This is a genomic window from Mycobacterium sp. NGS54, assembly GCF_059812465.1.
The window spans coordinates 77,633-93,175 of record NZ_JCALCS010000002.1 but is presented as its reverse complement, the minus strand read 5'-3'; the positions used below and the strand labels follow the sequence as shown (position 1 = coordinate 93,175).

Genomic DNA, 15,543 nt, shown 5'->3' with positions numbered 1-15,543 from the left:
ACGCCGAGAAGGGGCGTCGCCAGTTGCACTTTCGGCCCGCGGGAGGGACTGTGCTGATTCTGTTACCGGCCGTCGACGTGGTCGACGGCCGCGCGGTGCGCCTGGTGCAGGGCAAGGCCGGCAGCGAGACCGAGTACGGCTCGGCGCTGGACGCCGCGCTGGGCTGGCAGCGCGACGGGGCCGAATGGATCCATCTGGTCGACCTGGACGCCGCGTTCGGCCGCGGCTCCAACCGCGAGCTGCTCGCCGCGGTGGTGGGCAAGCTCGACGTGTTGGTGGAGCTGTCCGGCGGCATCCGCGACGACGACTCGCTGGCCGCGGCGTTGGCCACCGGCTGCGCGCGGGTCAACCTCGGCACCGCGGCCCTGGAGAACCCCCAATGGTGCGCGCGGGCCATCGACGAACACGGGGACAAGGTCGCCGTCGGCCTCGACGTCCAGATCGACCCCACCCATCCAGAAGGCCAGCACCGGCTGCGTGGCCGCGGCTGGGAGACCGACGGCGGCGACCTGTGGGAGGTGCTGGAACGCCTTGACGGGCAAGGGTGTTCGCGGTACGTCGTCACCGACGTCACCAAGGACGGGACGTTGGGTGGCCCCAACCTCGAGCTGCTGGGCGCGGTGGCCGACCGCACCGAGGCCCCGGTGATCGCGTCGGGCGGCGTGTCGAGCCTGGACGACCTGCGCGCCATCGCGACGCTCACCGACCGCGGGGTCGAGGGAGCCATCGTGGGCAAGGCGCTCTACGCCGGGCGGTTCACCCTGCCGCAGGCCCTGGCCGCGATGAGGGCGTAGCCGCATGGACCTCAACGCAATGGTGTCGCCCCTCGTCGACAAGGCGTCCGTCATCCTCGACGCCGCGGTGCCGCGCTTCCTGGAGGGCCACCGCGCCGATTCCGCGGTTGCCAAGAAGGGCAACGACTTCGCCACCGAGATCGACCTCGCCATCGAGCGGCAGGTCGTCACCGCGTTGCAAGCCACCACCGGGATCGGGGTGCACGGCGAGGAATTCGGCGGCACCGACGTGAACTCGCCGTGGGTGTGGGTGGTGGATCCCGTCGACGGCACGTTCAACTACGCGGCCGGGTCGCCGATGGCCGCGATCCTGCTGGCCCTGCTGCACGACGGCGAGCCCGTCGCGGGCCTGACCTGGCTGCCGTTCATCGGCGACCGTTACACCGCCATCGCGGGCGGCCCGCTGCTCAAAAACGGTGCGCCGCAACCGTCGCTGGAAACCACGCAGCTGGCCGACAGCCTCCTCGCGGTCGGAACGTTCAGCGCCGACTCGCGCGGCCGGTTCCCGGGCCGTTACCGGCTCGCCCTGCTGGAGAACCTGAGCCGGGTCTCGTCGCGGCTGCGCATGCACGGCTCCACCGGCATCGACCTGGTCTACGTCGCGGACGGGATCGTCGGTGCGGCAATAAGTTTCGGCGGCCACGTTTGGGACCACGCCGCCGGCGTGGCGCAGGTGCGGTCCGCGGGCGGCATCGTCACCGACCTGGCCGGCAAACCGTGGACCCCCGCGTCGGACTCGGTGCTGGCCGCCGCGCCCGGCGCGCACGAGGAAGTCCTCGAGATCCTGCGCGCCGTCGGCGATCGGGAGGACTACTGAGATGTACTCCGGTACCGGCCTTGCCGTGCGCGTGATCCCCTGCCTGGACGTCGACGCCGGGCGGGTGGTCAAGGGCGTCAACTTCGAAAACCTCCGCGACGCCGGCGATCCGGTGGAGCTGGCGGCGGCGTATGACGCCGAGGGCGCCGACGAGCTGACCTTCCTGGACGTGACGGCGTCGTCGTCGGGCAGGGCGACCATGCTGGACGTGGTGCGCCGCACCGCCGAGCAGGTGTTCATCCCGCTCACGGTCGGTGGCGGGGTGCGCACCGTGGCCGACGTCGACACCCTGCTGCGGGCGGGGGCCGACAAGGTGTCGGTCAACACCGCCGCGATCGCCCGGCCGGACCTGCTCGCCGAAATGGCAACCCAATTCGGTTCGCAGTGCATCGTGTTGTCCGTCGACGCCCGCACGGTGCCAGCCGGGTCGGCGCCGACGCCGTCGGGCTGGGAGGTGACCACCCACGGGGGGCGCCGCGGCACCGGCATCGACGCCGTCGAATGGGCGGTCCGCGGCGCCGAGTTGGGGGTGGGGGAGATCCTGCTCAACTCGATGGACGCCGACGGCACCAAGGCGGGGTTCGACCTGCCGATGCTGCGCGCGGTGCGTGCGGCGGTCACGGTGCCGGTGATCGCCAGCGGCGGCGCCGGCGCGGTCGAACACTTCGCGCCCGCGGTCGCCGCCGGGGCCGATGCGGTGTTGGCGGCCAGCGTCTTTCACTTCCGCGAACTGACCATCGGGCAGGTCAAGGCAGCCATGGCGGCGGAAAAGATCACGGTCCGATGACGCTCGACCCGAAGATCGCCGCGCGGCTGAAGCGCAACGCCGAAGGCCTCGTCACCGCCGTCGTGCAGGAGCGCGGCAGCGGCGACGTTCTCATGGTCGCCTGGATGGACGACAACGCGCTGGCCCGCACGCTGGAAACCCGTGAGGCAACGTACTTTTCGCGGTCCCGCGGCGAACAGTGGATCAAGGGGGCGACGTCCGGGCACACCCAGCACGTCCACTCGGTGCGCCTGGACTGCGACGGCGACACCGTGCTGCTGACCGTCGACCAGGTCGGCGGCGCCTGCCACACCGGCGATCACAGCTGCTTCGACGCCGACCAGTTGCTGGCGCCCGAAGGCTAGCTCGGCGCGACGTCCAACCCGGTGGCCGCCGCGATCGCCGCGCGCGCCCATTCGTGGCGGAACACCGCCGGCGCGATGCGGTCGCGGCGGATGATCTCCAAATCGATCGCCTTTCCGGTGAGCGCCGCGTTGGGCACCCGGAAGGAAAAGGCGGGCTCGCCGGTGGCCACCGCCAGGATGGCGTCGCTGTCGGTGAAATGGTTTGCGACCATGACGTTTTCGGCCCACTTGAATGGTTTTAGGCCGCCGAAGTTCGGGACGTACACCACCCACAACCTGGTGCCGCGCCCGTTGTAGAGGTTGGTGAGCGCGCGGTTGACGGCGTCGTACTCGAGCGGCCCGAGCACGCCCGACTGATCGGTGATCTGGCCGGACAGCTGGATCGCGGCGGGTGCCGGAGTCGGAGCTGGGTTGCCGGGCGACAGCGCCGTCGCCGACGCCGATGGTGCGCCGGCTTTGTGCTGGTGGTTTCGGGCACCGAGGGCGCGGACCCCGAAGTAGGCGCCCACGGCGACCACCGCGATCGCGACGAGCGCGGCGATCGCCACCACCGGTCCCCGCCCGCCGGAACGTTCCGCGGCCGGGGCGGGCGTCGCGCTCTTGCGCTTCGGGATCACCGTCGTTGGCGCGGGGATGACCGAGGTGGGGCCGGCCGTCACCTCCGACGCCGCGGTGTCGAGCCCGCTGCCCAGCGCGGCGGCGAATTCGGCGCACGTGCCGAAGCGGTCGTCGGGCTTCTTGGCCAGCGCCTTGGCGATGGCGCCGTCCAGGTCGGCCAGCTCGGGCCGGCGCTCGCTGATGTTCGGCGGCGGCGCGGACAGGTGCTGGGTGATGACCACCGCCGGGTTGGAGTGGCGAAACGGCGCGGACCCGGCCAGCAGGTCGAATGCGGTGCAGCCCAGCGCGTATTGGTCGGCCCGCCCGTCCACATCGAGCCCCTGCAGCTGTTCGGGCGCGCAGTAGGCGGTGGTGCCCACCAACATGTTGGTCGCGGTCAAACCGCTGATCTCGCCCAATTCGCGGGCGATGCCGAAGTCGGCGAGCAGGATCCGTCGTTTGGGGCTGGCGTCGGTCAGCAGGATGTTGGCCGGTTTGACGTCGCGATGCAGCAGTCCGCGCGAATGGGCGTAGTCGAGCGCGTCGGCGACGGCCGAAATGATCTCCACCACATCGGCTTTCGGCATCCCCGACGGGTACTGGCTGCGCAGCAGTTTGGCGGCGTCGGTGCCCTGCACGTAGTCCATCGAGATCCACAGCTGCCCGTTGTATTCGCCGCGGTCGTGGATGCCGACGATGTGTTCGTTGTACAGGCTCGCCGCCAGGTCGGCCTCGCGGTTGAAGCGTTGGCGAAATTCGTCGTTCGCGGTCAGCTCGCCGGGCAGGATCTTGAGGGCATCGCGGCGCGGCAGCCGCGGGTGCTGCGCCAAGTACACCTGGCCCATGCCGCCGGTGCCGAGGCGGCGGATGATCGTGTATCCGGCGAAGACCTGCCCCTCGGTCAGGTCTTCGTGGCGCCCGCCGCTTTCTGGCATGTGAGCATGGTACTGAGGCCGCTGCCGCACAAAGCCGTATTCGGCCCAGGCCGGAAGATGACTGCCTCGCCCGGGTGCACCCGTCGGGCGCGGACGCGCGTCATCGGCGAGAATGGCGGGCGATGCGCAAACGGCTGTCGTGGGCCTCCTGGACCACAGCGGTGCCGGTGATCGCCGTCGTCGTGCTGACGGCCACCTGGGGCGAGCACCTCGGGCCGGTACTGATCGCGCTGCAGGCCGTGCTGTTGATCGGGGCCGTGCTGGCGGCCGTTCAGCACGCCGAGGTGGTCGCGGCCCGCGTCGGTGAGCCGTTCGGGTCGCTGGTGCTCGCGGGCGCGGTGACGATCATCGAGGTGGCCCTCATCGTCGAGCTGATGGCATCGGGCGGCAACGAGGCGGCCACGCTCGCCCGGGACACCGCGTTCGCCGCGTTCATGATCACCACCAACGGGATCGCGGGCTTGTCGCTGTCGTGGGGTTCGCGGCGCTACGGCGTGACGCTGTTCAACGCCGAGGGCAGCGGAGCCGCGCTGGCCACCCTCACGACGTTGGCAACGCTGAGCCTCGCGCTGCCCGCCTTCACCATCAGCCACCCCGGTAAGGAGTTCTCACCGGGCCAGCTCATCTTCGCCGCGGTCGCCTCGCTCCTGCTGTACCTGCTGTTCGTGTTCACGCAGACCGTCCGGCATCGCGACTTCTTCCTGCCCGTCGCGCAGAAGGGCCAGAAGCGGCTTTTCGAAGAGGATGAAAACCATGCCGACCCGCCCAGCGCCCGTGCGGCGCTGGTCAGCCTGGTGCTGCTGCTCGTCGCGCTGGTGGCGGTGGTGGGCCTGGCCGAACAGGAATCGCCGGCGGTCGAACGCCTGGTGACCGCGGCCGGCTTTCCCCAGTCGTTCGTCGGCGTGGTGATCGCGATGCTGGTGCTGCTGCCCGAGACGCTCGCGGCGGTGCGCGCGGCCCGGCGCGGCCGCATCCAGACCAGCCTCAACCTCGCCTACGGCTCCGCGATGGCCAGCATCGGGCTGACGATCCCCGCCATCGCGCTGGCGAGCATCTGGCTGAAGGGGCCGTTGGTGCTCGGCCTGGCGCCCACCCAGCTGGTGCTGCTGGCCCTGACCGTGGTGATCAGCATGCTGACGGTGGTGCCCGGCCGGGCCACCCGGCTGCAGGGCGAGGTGCACCTGGTGTTGCTCGCCGCCTACGTGTTCCTGGCGATCATCCCCTGACAGGTCTCGCGCGGGTTAGGGGCTAGGCCGAGGACCGCGCCCGCAGCGTCTCCAGCGCCTTGTCGGCGTGGGTGTCCATGCTCAGCTCGCTGGAGATGACGTCGAGCACCGTGCGGTCGGTGTCGATGACGAACGTCGTGCGCTTGACGGGGATCAGCCTGCCGAGCAGCCCGCGCTTGACGCCGAACTGCGCGGCGACGGCGCCCTCGGTGTCCGACAGCAGCGGGTAGTCGAACTTCTGCGTCTCGGCGAACTTGGCTTGCTTTTGCACAGGATCGACGCTGATGCCGACCCGGTTGGCGCCGACGGCGGCGAATTCGGAGGCCAGGTCGCGGAAGTGACAGGCCTCCTTGGTGCAGCCGGGCGTCATCGCGGCGGGGTAGAAGAACAGCACCACGGGGCCGTCGGCGAGCAGAGCGCTGAGCTTGCGCGGCGCTCCCGTCTGGTCGGGGAGCTCGAAGTCGGCCACGGTGTCACCAGGTTTCATGCGCGTCACGCTACGCCCGAATGCCTCGTCGGCCCATCTGGGAAGATGGGTCGGTGCACGCCCACCTCGCCTCCGGCACCTCACGGGAGGAGTTCCGCCAGCTCGCCGCGGAGCACCGTGTGGTCCCGGTGACTCGCAAGGTCTTGGCCGACAGCGAGACTCCGCTGTCCGCCTACCGCAAGCTCGCCGCCAACCGGCCCGGTACGTTCCTGCTGGAGTCCGCCGAAAACGGCCGATCCTGGTCGCGGTGGTCCTTCATCGGCGCGGGGGCGCCGTCGGCGCTGACCGTGCGCGACGGCGAAGCGGCGTGGCTGGGCACGGTGCCGAAGGACGCGCCCACGGGCGGCGACCCGCTGCGCGTGCTGCGCGACAGCCTCGAGCTGCTGGCCACCGCCGCCATGCCCGGGCTGCCGCCGCTGTCGGGCGGCATGGTCGGCTTCTTCGCCTACGACCTGGTGCGACGGCTGGAACGCCTGCCCGAGCTGGCGGTCGACGACCTGTACCTGCCCGACATGTTGCTGCTGCTGGCCACCGACCTGGCGGCCGTGGACCACCACGAGGGCACCATCACCCTGATCGCCAACGCGGTGAACTGGAACGGCACCGACGAGCGTGTCGACGAGGCCTACGACGACGCGGTGGCCCGCCTCGACGTGATGACCGCGGCCTTGGGCCAGCCGTTGCCGTCGACCGTCGCCACGTTCGGCCGGCCCGAACCCCGGCACCGCTCGCAGCGCACCGTCGAGGAATACAGCAAGATCGTCGACTACCTCGTCGAGCAGATCGCGGCGGGCGAGGCGTTCCAGGTGGTGCCGTCGCAGCGCTTCGAGATGGACACCGACGTCGATCCCATCGACGTGTACCGGATGCTGCGGGCCACCAATCCGAGCCCCTACATGTACCTGTTGCACGTGCCGAATAGCGCTGGGGAGACGGACTTTTCGATCGTCGGGTCCAGCCCGGAGGCGCTGGTCACCGTCGCCGACGGCTGGGCCACCACGCACCCGATCGCCGGGACCCGCTGGCGCGGCGAGACCGACGAAGAGGATCAGCTGCTGGAAAAGGAGCTGCTGGCCGACGAGAAGGAACGCGCCGAGCACCTGATGCTCGTCGACCTGGGCCGCAACGACCTCGGCCGGGTCTGCACGCCCGGCACGGTTCGCGTCGACGACTACAGCCACATCGAGCGCTACAGCCACGTCATGCACCTGGTGTCGACGGTGACCGGGATGCTCGGCGAGGGCCGCACCGCACTGGACGCCGTGACGGCCTGCTTCCCGGCCGGCACGCTGTCGGGCGCACCCAAGGTGCGCGCGATGGAGCTCATCGAGGAGGTGGAGAAGACGCGCCGCGGCCTGTACGGCGGCGTGGTCGGTTACCTCGACTTCGCCGGCAACGCCGACTTCGCCATCGCCATCCGCACCGCGTTGATGCGCGACGGCATCGCCTATGTTCAGGCCGGCGGCGGCGTGGTGGCCGATTCCAACGGCCCTTACGAATACACCGAGGCCTCCAACAAGGCGCGGGCGGTGCTCAACGCGATCGCGGCCGCCGAGACGCTGACCGCGCCGCCCTCGAGCGACGATGGCTGAATCCCGTCGGGCCCGGCTCACGATCGTCATCGCCCAACTGCTGCTGGTGGTGGCCGCGGGGGCCCTGTGGGTGGCGTCGCGGCTGCCGTGGGTGGTGATCCGCTCCTTCGACGGGCTGGGCCAGCCCAAGCAGGTGACGTTGTCCGGCGGCTCGTGGTCGACGGCGCTGCTGCCGTTGGCGCTGCTCATGCTGGCCACCGCCGTCGCGGCCCTCGCGGTGCGCGGCTGGCCGCTGCGGGCGCTGGCCGTGCTGCTGGCCGCGGCCAGCCTGGCGGTCGGATATCTGGGGATCAGCCTGTGGGTGCTTCCGGAGGTGGCGGCGCGCGGCGCCGAACTGGCCCATGTCCCGCTGATGTTCCTGGTCGGAAGCGAACGGCGGTACTTCGGCGCCGGGGTCGCCGTGGCCGCCGCCGTGTGCACGCTGATCGCGGCCGTCCTGTTGATGCGCTCGGGCGGCCTGCCGCGCGAGAGCGCGACGAAATACGCTGCGCCCGCGACCCGCCGATCCAATGCGCTACGCGAAAGCGATCGCGGGGAGATGCTGGAGGGGCAGCAGCAGTCGGAGATGTCGGAGCGGATGATTTGGGATGCGCTTGACGAGGGACACGACCCGACCGATCGGGCCCGGGGGTCAGACAGCGAGGGTCGGTGACGAGCCGCGGGGTGACGGTCGCTACCCTTCATTGACGTCATCGAAATCGGCTGAGTACCCGAGCGACAGTGGGATGGCAGTGGGAAGGGAACGACAGGCATGAGTCCGGCATCCGTGCTTGACTCCATCCTTGAGGGAGTCCGAGCCGACGTTGCCGCGCGCGAAGCCGTTGTCAGCCTGAGCGAGATCAAAGCGGCCGCCGCGGCGGCGCCCCCGCCGTTGGACGTCATGGCCGCGTTGCGTGAGCCCGGGATCGGCGTCATCGCCGAGGTCAAGCGCGCCAGCCCGTCGGCGGGTTCACTAGCGCCCATAGCCGATCCGGCGAAGCTGGCCCGGGCCTACGAGGACGGTGGCGCCCGCATCATCAGCGTGCTGACCGAGGAGCGACGTTTCAACGGCTCGCTCGACGACCTCGACGCGGTGCGGGCCGCGGTCTCAATTCCGGTGTTGCGCAAAGACTTTGTGGTGCAGCCGTATCAGATCCACGAGGCGCGTGCGCACGGGGCCGACATGCTGTTGCTGATCGTCGCCGCGCTGGAGCAGTCGGCGCTGGTGTCGATGCTCGACCGCACCGAATCGCTCGGGATGACGGCGCTGGTCGAGGTGCACACCGAGGAAGAGGCCGACCGGGCGCTGAAGGCGGGGGCCAACGTGATCGGCGTCAACGCGCGCGATCTCACGACGCTGAACGTGGACCGGGATTGCTTCGCCCGCATCGCCCCGGGGCTGCCGAGCAAGGTGATCAGGATCGCCGAATCCGGCGTCCGCGGCACCGGGGACCTGCTGGCCTACGCCGGCGCCGGCGCTGACGCCGTGCTGGTCGGTGAAGGTCTGGTCAAGAGCGGTGACCCCCGCGCGGCGGTTGCCGATCTGGTCACCGCGGGCACCCACCCGTCCTGCCCGAAACCGTCTCGCTAGGACGCCGATGAGCCGTCCCCGCGTCGAGAATTGGTGATGGTAGACCTGTCCCGCCCGGAGCTTCCGCTCGCGAGTGCGGCCATCGCCGAACCCACCCGACATGACCCCGATCAGGGTGGTCATTTCGGCGTGTACGGCGGTCGCTACGTCGCCGAGGCGCTGATGGCGGTCATCGAGGAGGTGACCGCAGCCTACGAAAAGGAACGCGTCAACCCGGACTTCCTTGACACCCTCGACGACCTGCAGGTCAACTACGCGGGCCGGCCGTCGCCGCTGTACGAGGCCGCCCGCCTGTCCGAGCACGCCGGCTCGGCGCGGATCTTCCTCAAGCGAGAAGACTTGAACCACACCGGTTCTCACAAGATCAACAACGTGCTGGGCCAGGCTCTGCTGGCCAAGCGGATGGGCAAGACCCGGGTGATCGCCGAGACCGGGGCCGGTCAGCATGGCGTGGCCACGGCCACCGCGTGCGCACTGCTCGGGTTGGACTGCGTGGTCTACATGGGCGCCGTCGACACCGCGCGCCAGGCGCTCAACGTGGCCCGGATGCGCCTGCTGGGCACCGAGGTGGTCTCCGTCGACAGCGGTTCGCAAACGCTCAAGGACGCCATCAACGAGGCGTTCCGGGATTGGGTGACCAACGCCGACAACACCTACTACTGCTTCGGCACCGCGGCGGGCCCACACCCGTTCCCGACGATGGTGCGCGACTTCCAGCGTGTCATCGGGCTGGAGACCCGCGCCCAGATCCAGGCGCAGGCCGGCAGGTTGCCTGACGCGGTCACGGCGTGCATCGGCGGCGGATCCAACGCGATCGGGATCTTCCACGCCTTCATCGACGATCCCGGCGTGCGGCTGATCGGATTCGAGGCGGCCGGTGACGGCGTCGAGACCGGCCGGCACGCGGCCACGTTCACCGGCGGTTCGCCGGGCGCGTTCCAGGGATCGTTCTCCTACCTGCTGCAGGACGAAGACGGGCAGACCATCGAATCCCATTCCATCTCGGCCGGTCTGGACTACCCGGGCGTGGGCCCCGAGCACGCGTGGCTGCGGGAGACCGGACGCGCCGAATACCGGCCTATCACCGACGCCGAAGCGATGGACGCGTTCCGGCTGCTGTGCCGCACGGAGGGCATCATCCCGGCGATCGAATCCGCGCACGCGGTGGCCGGCGCCGTCAAGCTCGGCGCCGAGTTGGGCAAGGGCGCCGTCATCGTCGTGAACCTGTCGGGGCGCGGCGACAAGGACGTCGAGACGGCCGCGAAGTGGTTCGGCCTGTTGGGGTCCGGGGACAAGTGACCGTCGAACAGAGCCAAGCGAGCCGGCTGGGGCCGACGTTCGATGCGTGCCGCATGGACAATCGCGCGGCGCTGATCGGGTACCTGCCGACCGGTTATCCCGACGTGCCCACGTCGGTGGAAGCGATGATCGCCCTCGTCGAATGCGGTTGCGACATCATCGAAGTCGGCGTGCCGTATTCGGATCCGGGCATGGACGGCCCGACCATCGCCCGCGCCACCGAGGCCGCCCTGCACGGGGGAGTGCGGGTTCGCGACACACTGGCCGCCGTCGAGGCGATCAGCGCGGCCGGCGGGCGCGCGGTGGTGATGACGTATTGGAACCCGGTGCTGCACTACGGCGTTGACGCGTTCTCACGCGACCTGGCCGCGGCGGGCGGGCACGGCCTGATCACGCCCGACCTCATTCCCGACGAGGCCGGGCAGTGGCTGGCGGCGTCCGAGGAGCATCGGTTGGATCGCATCTTCCTGGTGGCGCCGTCCTCGACCCCGCAGCGGTTGGTCACCACCGTCGAGGCGTCGCGCGGGTTCGTCTACGCCGCCTCGACGATGGGGGTGACCGGCGCGCGCGACGCGGTGTCGCGGGCCGCGCCCGAGTTGGTGAGCAGGGTGAAGGCGGTGTCCGACATACCCGTCGGCGTCGGCCTCGGAGTGCGCTCGCGGGAGCAGGCCGCGCAGATCGGCAGCTACGCCGACGGCGTCATCGTCGGGTCCGCGCTGGTGTCGGCGCTGGGCGACGGGGGATTGCCCGCGCTGCGCGCGCTCACCGCGGAACTGGCCGAGGGCGTGCGGCTGAGGGCGGCCGCGTCGTGACGCAGCTGCTCGCCTATATCCCCAGCCCGCCGCAGGGCGTGTGGCACCTGGGGCCGTTGCCCATTCGCGCCTATGCCCTGTTCATCATCGCCGGCATCGTGGCGGCCCTGATGATCGGCGACCGGCGCTGGGAGGCGCGCGGCGGGCAGCGCGGCGTGATCTACGACATCGCGCTGTGGGCCGTGCCGTTCGGCTTGGTGGGCGGCAGGCTCTATCACCTGGCCACCGATTGGCGCACCTATTGGGGCCCGGCCGGTGCCGGGTCGATGGCGGCGCTGCGAATCTGGGACGGCGGGCTGGGCATCTGGGGTGCGGTCGCCCTGGGCGCCGTCGGTGCGTGGATCGGCTGCCGGCGGCGCGGAATTCCGTTGCCGGCCTTCGGCGACGCGATTGCGCCGGGAATCATTTTGGCGCAGGCGATCGGTCGGCTGGGAAACTATTTCAACCAGGAGCTCTACGGCCGGGACACCACGCTGCCGTGGGGTTTGGAGATCTTCTACCGGCGCGACCCCTCCGGATACATCGACCCGCATTCGCTCGACGGGGTCTCGACGGGTCAGGTCGCGCTCGTCGTGCAGCCGACATTCCTTTACGAATTGATCTGGAACCTCCTGGTTTTCGTCGCGTTGATCTACATCGACCGGCGATTCAACTTCGGCCACGGGCGACTGTTCGCGCTCTATGTCGCCGCTTACTGCGTCGGGCGCTTCGGTGTCGAGCTGCTGCGCAACGACACGGCCACCCAGCTCGCCGGGATCCGGATCAACGTCTTCACTTCGACTTTCGTGTTCATCGGGGCCGTGGTCTACATCATCCTGGCGCCGAAGGGCCGCGAGGACCCCGCGAGCCTGCGCGGCAATGACTACGAGGCCGAGGAAGCGCCGAAACCCAAGCCGGAAGCGAAGCCGGAGCCCAAGCCGGAAGCCGAGCCAGAGCTCGAGCCGGTAACCGGCGTTCGGGTCTTGGGGGCCGCCGGCGTTGCCGCGCTTATCGGGGCGGGGAGGGCGACGAAGAAGCTGATACCGGGGAGGCGGTCGAGCCCGGTGGAGGCCGCTGAGGCCGAAGCCGTCGATGCCGACACGGTCGAAGCGGCGGCCCCGAAGTCGGAGGCCGAAGAGGCGGCGGCCGAAGCGCCCGAAACCGCCGAGGCCGCGGTCGCGGAGCCCGAAGCCGAAGAACCGGAAGCCGAAGAGCCCGAAGCCGAAGAGCCCGAGGCAGAAGAGGCCGAAGCCGAAGCCGCCGAAATCGAGGTCTCGGACGACGAAGCCGTAGAGGTCGAGGCTGAAGAGCCCGAAGCTGAAGAGCCCGAGGCTGAAGAGCCCGAAGCCGAAGAGCCTGAGGCTAAAGAAGCTGAAGCTGAAGAGCCCGAAGCCGAAGAATCCGAAGCTGAAGAGTCCGACGAGTCCGAGGCCGAGGAACCCGAAGTCGTGGACGCGGAGGCGGCCGTGGCGGAGGCCGTCGAAAGTGAATCCGCGGAGCCCGAGGCCGCGGAGGCGGAGGCCGTCGCGACGGAGGCCGCGGACGCCGAAGTCGCGGAGCCCGAGGCCGAAGAACTCGAATCCGAGGCCGAGGCAACCGAGGCCGCGCAGCCCGAAGCCGACGAGACCGAAGCCGAAGACACCGACGAACCCGAAGTTGCGGACGCGGTGGCGGAAGCCGTCGAAAGTGAGTCCGCAGCGACCGAGGCCGCCGACGCCGAAGTCGCGGAGCCCGAGGCCGAGGAGCCCGAACCTGAGCCCGCGGCCGCCGAGTCCAAAACTGAAGAGCCAGAAGCTGATTCGGAGTCTCCGCAGCCGGAAGGGTCGGTACAGGACGCCGGCGGCGAGCAGGCGGAAGCCGATGACACCGGCTCGACGCGGCGCCGATTGAGTTTCCGGCTGAGAAGCCGCCGGGGTCGTTAAGGCTCGTCGAACGTCGGGTTGTTGCGTGAAATGGGCGGTTTTGCCCGCAACTAGTCGACGTTCGGCGCGGTAATGGGGCATGCTGAAATCGTGACTGACCAGCCGTGGATCGACCCCGCACAGCCGGCCCCGCCGCCGCAGCAGCCGGGGTATCCGCCACAATACCCGCCGCAATATCCCCCGGCCGGCCCCTACTACGACCCTTCCGCGCCGTATGGCCGGCATCCCGTGACCGGGCAACCGTTTTCGGACAAATCGAAAACCATCGCGGGCCTGCTGCAGCTGCTCAGCCTGATCGGCGTCGGCGGGATCGGCCGCTTCTACATCGGTGACATCGGGATCGGTGTCGCACAGCTGCTCGTGGGCTGGCTTACCTGTGGGATCGGGCTGATCTGGCCGATCGTCGACGCGATTCTGATGTTGACCGGCAACGTTCCGGACTCGCAGGGACGCCCGCTGCGCGATGGCACCTGACCCGTCACCGCGCGCGCCGGGGAGCACGCACCGCCATCGCTCGGCCATCGCGGCCGGCGGCGGGGCGCTGCTGGCCGGCGCGCTCGGTTACGTCGGACTCGTCGACCCGCACAACGTGAATTCGGTGTATCCGCTGTGCCCGTTCAAGTTGCTCACCGGCTGGAATTGCCCGCTGTGCGGTGGCCTTCGGATGACGCACGACCTGCTGCACGGTGACCTGATGGCCACCATCAACGACAACGTCTTCCTACTGGTCGGTATCCCGATGCTGGCCGGATGGATCCTGGTCCGCCGCCGCAACGGCCAGTCGGTCCTGCCGATCCCGGCGGTGGTGACCGTCCTCGTCGCCGCCATCGACTGGACGGTACTGCGCAACCTTCCGGGTTTCCCGTTGGTGCCGACCGTCCTCAGCGGGTAGCCGCCGCACGACGGGGCGGTTAAGTCGGGCTGCCATCGCCCCGCACGACTATGCTGGTTCGTCGTGAGTAGACGCGGGAAGATCGTCTGCACCCTTGGCCCTGCAACCAACTCTGACGAGCTGATTCTGGCGCTGGTGGAGGCCGGAATGGACGTCGCCCGAATGAACTTCAGCCACGGCGATTACGCCGATCACAAGGCCGCCTACGACCGCGTGCGGGCCGCCTCCGACACCACCGGTCGCGCGGTCGGCATCCTCGCCGACCTGCAGGGCCCGAAGATCCGGCTGGGGCGCTTCGCGACGGGATCGACGTTCTGGGCCGACGGAGAAACCGTCCGCATCACCGTCGCCGACTGCGAGGGCACTCACGACCGCGTCTCGACCACTTACAAGACGTTGGCCAAGGACGCCACGGTCGGTGACCGCGTGCTCGTCGACGACGGCAACGTCGGTCTAGTGGTCGATGCCATCGACGGCGACGACGTCGTCTGCACCGTCAGCGAGGGCGGTCCGGTCAGCAACAACAAGGGCATGTCGCTGCCCGGCATGAACGTGTCAGCCCCCGCCTTGTCGGAGAAGGACGTCGAGGACCTGACCTTCGCCCTGCACCTGGGGGTCGACCTCGTCGCGCTGTCGTTCGTGCGCTCGCCGTCCGACGTCGAGCTGGTGCACGAGGTGATGGACCGGATCGGGCGGCGGGTACCGGTGATCGCCAAGCTGGAGAAGCCGGAGGCCGTCGACAACCTGGAAGCGGTCGTCCTGGCCTTCGACGCCATCATGGTGGCGCGCGGCGACCTGGGCGTAGAGCTACCTCTGGAAGAGGTCCCGCTGGTGCAGAAGCGGGCCATCCAAATGGCCCGGGAGAACGCCAAACCCGTCATCGTGGCGACCCAGATGCTCGAGTCGATGATCGAAAGCTCCCGCCCGACACGGGCCGAGGCGTCCGACGTCGCCAACGCCGTGCTCGACGGCGCCGACGCGGTGATGCTGTCCGGGGAGACGTCGGTGGGCAAGTATCCGCTGGCGGCGGTACGCACCATGTCGCGGATCATCTGCGCCGTCGAGGACAATTCCACTGCCGCCCCGCCGTTGGCGCACGTGCCGCGCACCAAGCGCGGGGTGATCTCCTATGCCGCCCGCGACATCGGCGAGCGCCTCGACGCCAAGGCGCTGGTCGCGTTCACCCAATCCGGCGACACGGTGAAGCGGCTGGCGCGCCTGCACACCCCGTTGCCGCTGCTGGCCTTCACCGCCTGGCCCGAGGTGCGCAGCCAACTCGCTATGACCTGGGGCACCGAGACGTTCATCGTCCCGATGATGACGTCGACCGACGGCATGATTCGCCAGGTCGACAAGTCGCTGCTCGACCTCGGTCGCTACAAGCGCGGCGACCTGGTGGTCATCGTCGCGGGCGCGCCGCCGGGCACAGTAGGCTCGACCAACCTGATCCATGTGCACCGGATCGGGGAGGACGACGTCTAAGGAGCTGA

General features: G+C 69.7%; 16 protein-coding genes. 14 read left to right on the top strand and 2 right to left on the bottom strand.

The genetic code is table 11. The features are described 5' to 3' along the window. The first annotated feature begins 50 nt into the window (after positions 1–50). The 4 genes from priA to hisI are packed head-to-tail and all read left to right on the top strand — an operon-like array spanning position 51 to position 2,742. On the top strand, positions 51–794 hold the full coding sequence (gene priA / locus AC5Y5E_RS05330) for a bifunctional 1-(5-phosphoribosyl)-5-((5-phosphoribosylamino)methylideneamino)imidazole-4-carboxamide isomerase/phosphoribosylanthranilate isomerase PriA (protein WP_499901951.1): 744 nt from the start codon (positions 51–53) through the stop codon (positions 792–794). Between the two features lie 4 nt (positions 795–798). Further along, positions 799–1,611 (top strand): inositol monophosphatase family protein, encoded by an 813-nt coding sequence (locus AC5Y5E_RS05325; protein WP_499901950.1) that lies wholly within the window; start codon positions 799–801, stop codon positions 1,609–1,611. Between the two features lies 1 nt (position 1,612). After that, positions 1,613–2,398: an imidazole glycerol phosphate synthase subunit HisF gene (gene hisF / locus AC5Y5E_RS05320; RefSeq protein ID WP_499901949.1), complete on the top strand. Its 786-nt coding sequence runs from the start codon at positions 1,613–1,615 to the stop codon at positions 2,396–2,398. Further along, on the top strand, positions 2,395–2,742 hold the full coding sequence (gene hisI / locus AC5Y5E_RS05315) for a phosphoribosyl-AMP cyclohydrolase (protein ID WP_499901948.1): 348 nt from the start codon (positions 2,395–2,397) through the stop codon (positions 2,740–2,742). The genes hisF and hisI overlap by 4 nt, the downstream gene beginning before the upstream one ends. On the opposite strand, the gene AC5Y5E_RS05310 is transcribed toward hisI, so the two are convergent. Continuing rightward, a complete protein-coding gene (locus AC5Y5E_RS05310) occupies positions 2,739–4,274 on the bottom strand; it encodes a serine/threonine-protein kinase (RefSeq protein WP_499901947.1) in 1,536 nt (511 codons plus the stop codon). The two genes, hisI and AC5Y5E_RS05310, sit on opposite strands and share 4 nt — an antisense overlap. Before the next feature lie 122 nt (positions 4,275–4,396). On the opposite strand from AC5Y5E_RS05310, the gene AC5Y5E_RS05305 reads away from it, so the two are divergent. Then, positions 4,397–5,500: a calcium:cation antiporter gene (locus tag AC5Y5E_RS05305; RefSeq protein ID WP_499901946.1), complete on the top strand. Its 1,104-nt coding sequence runs from the start codon at positions 4,397–4,399 to the stop codon at positions 5,498–5,500. A 22-nt stretch (positions 5,501–5,522) separates the two neighbouring features. Here AC5Y5E_RS05305 and AC5Y5E_RS05300 read toward each other — a convergent pair whose 3' ends face one another. After that, positions 5,523–5,987, bottom strand: a complete 465-nt coding sequence (locus AC5Y5E_RS05300; protein ID WP_499901945.1) for a peroxiredoxin — start codon at positions 5,985–5,987, stop codon at positions 5,523–5,525. Between the two features lie 53 nt (positions 5,988–6,040). Here AC5Y5E_RS05300 and AC5Y5E_RS05295 point away from each other — a divergent pair, with 53 nt between their 5' ends. From AC5Y5E_RS05295 to pyk, 9 genes are all read left to right on the top strand, one after another. Beyond that, positions 6,041–7,579, top strand: coding sequence for an anthranilate synthase component I (locus AC5Y5E_RS05295; RefSeq protein ID WP_499902607.1), 1,539 nt, complete (start codon positions 6,041–6,043; stop codon positions 7,577–7,579). Beyond that, the gene (locus AC5Y5E_RS05290) at positions 7,572–8,231 is read left to right on the top strand and encodes a TIGR02234 family membrane protein (protein WP_499901944.1); all 660 of its coding nucleotides are present in this window, start codon (positions 7,572–7,574) and stop codon (positions 8,229–8,231) included. The genes AC5Y5E_RS05295 and AC5Y5E_RS05290 overlap by 8 nt, the downstream gene beginning before the upstream one ends. Positions 8,232–8,330: 99 nt before the next feature. Next, positions 8,331–9,149 (top strand): indole-3-glycerol phosphate synthase TrpC, encoded by an 819-nt coding sequence (gene trpC / locus AC5Y5E_RS05285; RefSeq protein ID WP_499882348.1) that lies wholly within the window; start codon positions 8,331–8,333, stop codon positions 9,147–9,149. 33 nt (positions 9,150–9,182) lie between these two features. Further along, the gene (trpB, locus tag AC5Y5E_RS05280; RefSeq protein ID WP_499901943.1) at positions 9,183–10,448 is read left to right on the top strand and encodes a tryptophan synthase subunit beta; all 1,266 of its coding nucleotides are present in this window, start codon (positions 9,183–9,185) and stop codon (positions 10,446–10,448) included. Then, positions 10,445–11,260 carry a tryptophan synthase subunit alpha gene (gene trpA, locus AC5Y5E_RS05275; RefSeq protein WP_499901942.1) on the top strand — a complete coding sequence of 272 codons (816 nt, stop codon included), beginning with the start codon at positions 10,445–10,447 and terminating at the stop codon, positions 11,258–11,260. The genes trpB and trpA overlap by 4 nt, the downstream gene beginning before the upstream one ends. Then, complete coding sequence (locus AC5Y5E_RS05270) at positions 11,257–13,161, top strand: prolipoprotein diacylglyceryl transferase (protein ID WP_499901941.1); 1,905 nt, start codon at positions 11,257–11,259, stop codon at positions 13,159–13,161. The genes trpA and AC5Y5E_RS05270 overlap by 4 nt, the downstream gene beginning before the upstream one ends. Positions 13,162–13,233: 72 nt before the next feature. Then, the gene (locus tag AC5Y5E_RS05265) at positions 13,234–13,635 is read left to right on the top strand and encodes a TM2 domain-containing protein (protein ID WP_499901940.1); all 402 of its coding nucleotides are present in this window, start codon (positions 13,234–13,236) and stop codon (positions 13,633–13,635) included. Then, positions 13,625–14,053, top strand: a complete 429-nt coding sequence (locus AC5Y5E_RS05260; protein ID WP_499901939.1) for a DUF2752 domain-containing protein — start codon at positions 13,625–13,627, stop codon at positions 14,051–14,053. Before AC5Y5E_RS05265 ends, AC5Y5E_RS05260 begins: the two co-directional genes overlap by 11 nt. Positions 14,054–14,116: 63 nt before the next feature. Continuing rightward, positions 14,117–15,535 (top strand): pyruvate kinase, encoded by a 1,419-nt coding sequence (gene pyk / locus AC5Y5E_RS05255; RefSeq protein ID WP_499901938.1) that lies wholly within the window; start codon positions 14,117–14,119, stop codon positions 15,533–15,535. The last annotated feature ends 8 nt before the right edge of the window (positions 15,536–15,543 follow it).

Coding starts and splice junctions, on each gene's coding strand:
- hisF (WP_499901949.1), top strand. CDS start 1,613: ATGTACTCCGGTACCGGCCTTGCCGTGCGCGTGATCCCCTGCCTGGAC.
- hisI (WP_499901948.1), top strand. CDS start 2,395: ATGACGCTCGACCCGAAGATCGCCGCGCGGCTGAAGCGCAACGCCGAA.
- AC5Y5E_RS05305 (WP_499901946.1), top strand. CDS start 4,397: ATGCGCAAACGGCTGTCGTGGGCCTCCTGGACCACAGCGGTGCCGGTG.
- AC5Y5E_RS05290 (WP_499901944.1), top strand. CDS start 7,572: ATGGCTGAATCCCGTCGGGCCCGGCTCACGATCGTCATCGCCCAACTG.
- trpC (WP_499882348.1), top strand. CDS start 8,331: ATGAGTCCGGCATCCGTGCTTGACTCCATCCTTGAGGGAGTCCGAGCC.
- AC5Y5E_RS05310 (WP_499901947.1), bottom strand. CDS start 4,274: ATGCCAGAAAGCGGCGGGCGCCACGAAGACCTGACCGAGGGGCAGGTC.
- AC5Y5E_RS05300 (WP_499901945.1), bottom strand. CDS start 5,987: ATGAAACCTGGTGACACCGTGGCCGACTTCGAGCTCCCCGACCAGACG.
- AC5Y5E_RS05325 (WP_499901950.1), top strand. CDS start 799: ATGGACCTCAACGCAATGGTGTCGCCCCTCGTCGACAAGGCGTCCGTC.
- AC5Y5E_RS05260 (WP_499901939.1), top strand. CDS start 13,625: ATGGCACCTGACCCGTCACCGCGCGCGCCGGGGAGCACGCACCGCCAT.
- AC5Y5E_RS05265 (WP_499901940.1), top strand. CDS start 13,234: ATGGGGCATGCTGAAATCGTGACTGACCAGCCGTGGATCGACCCCGCA.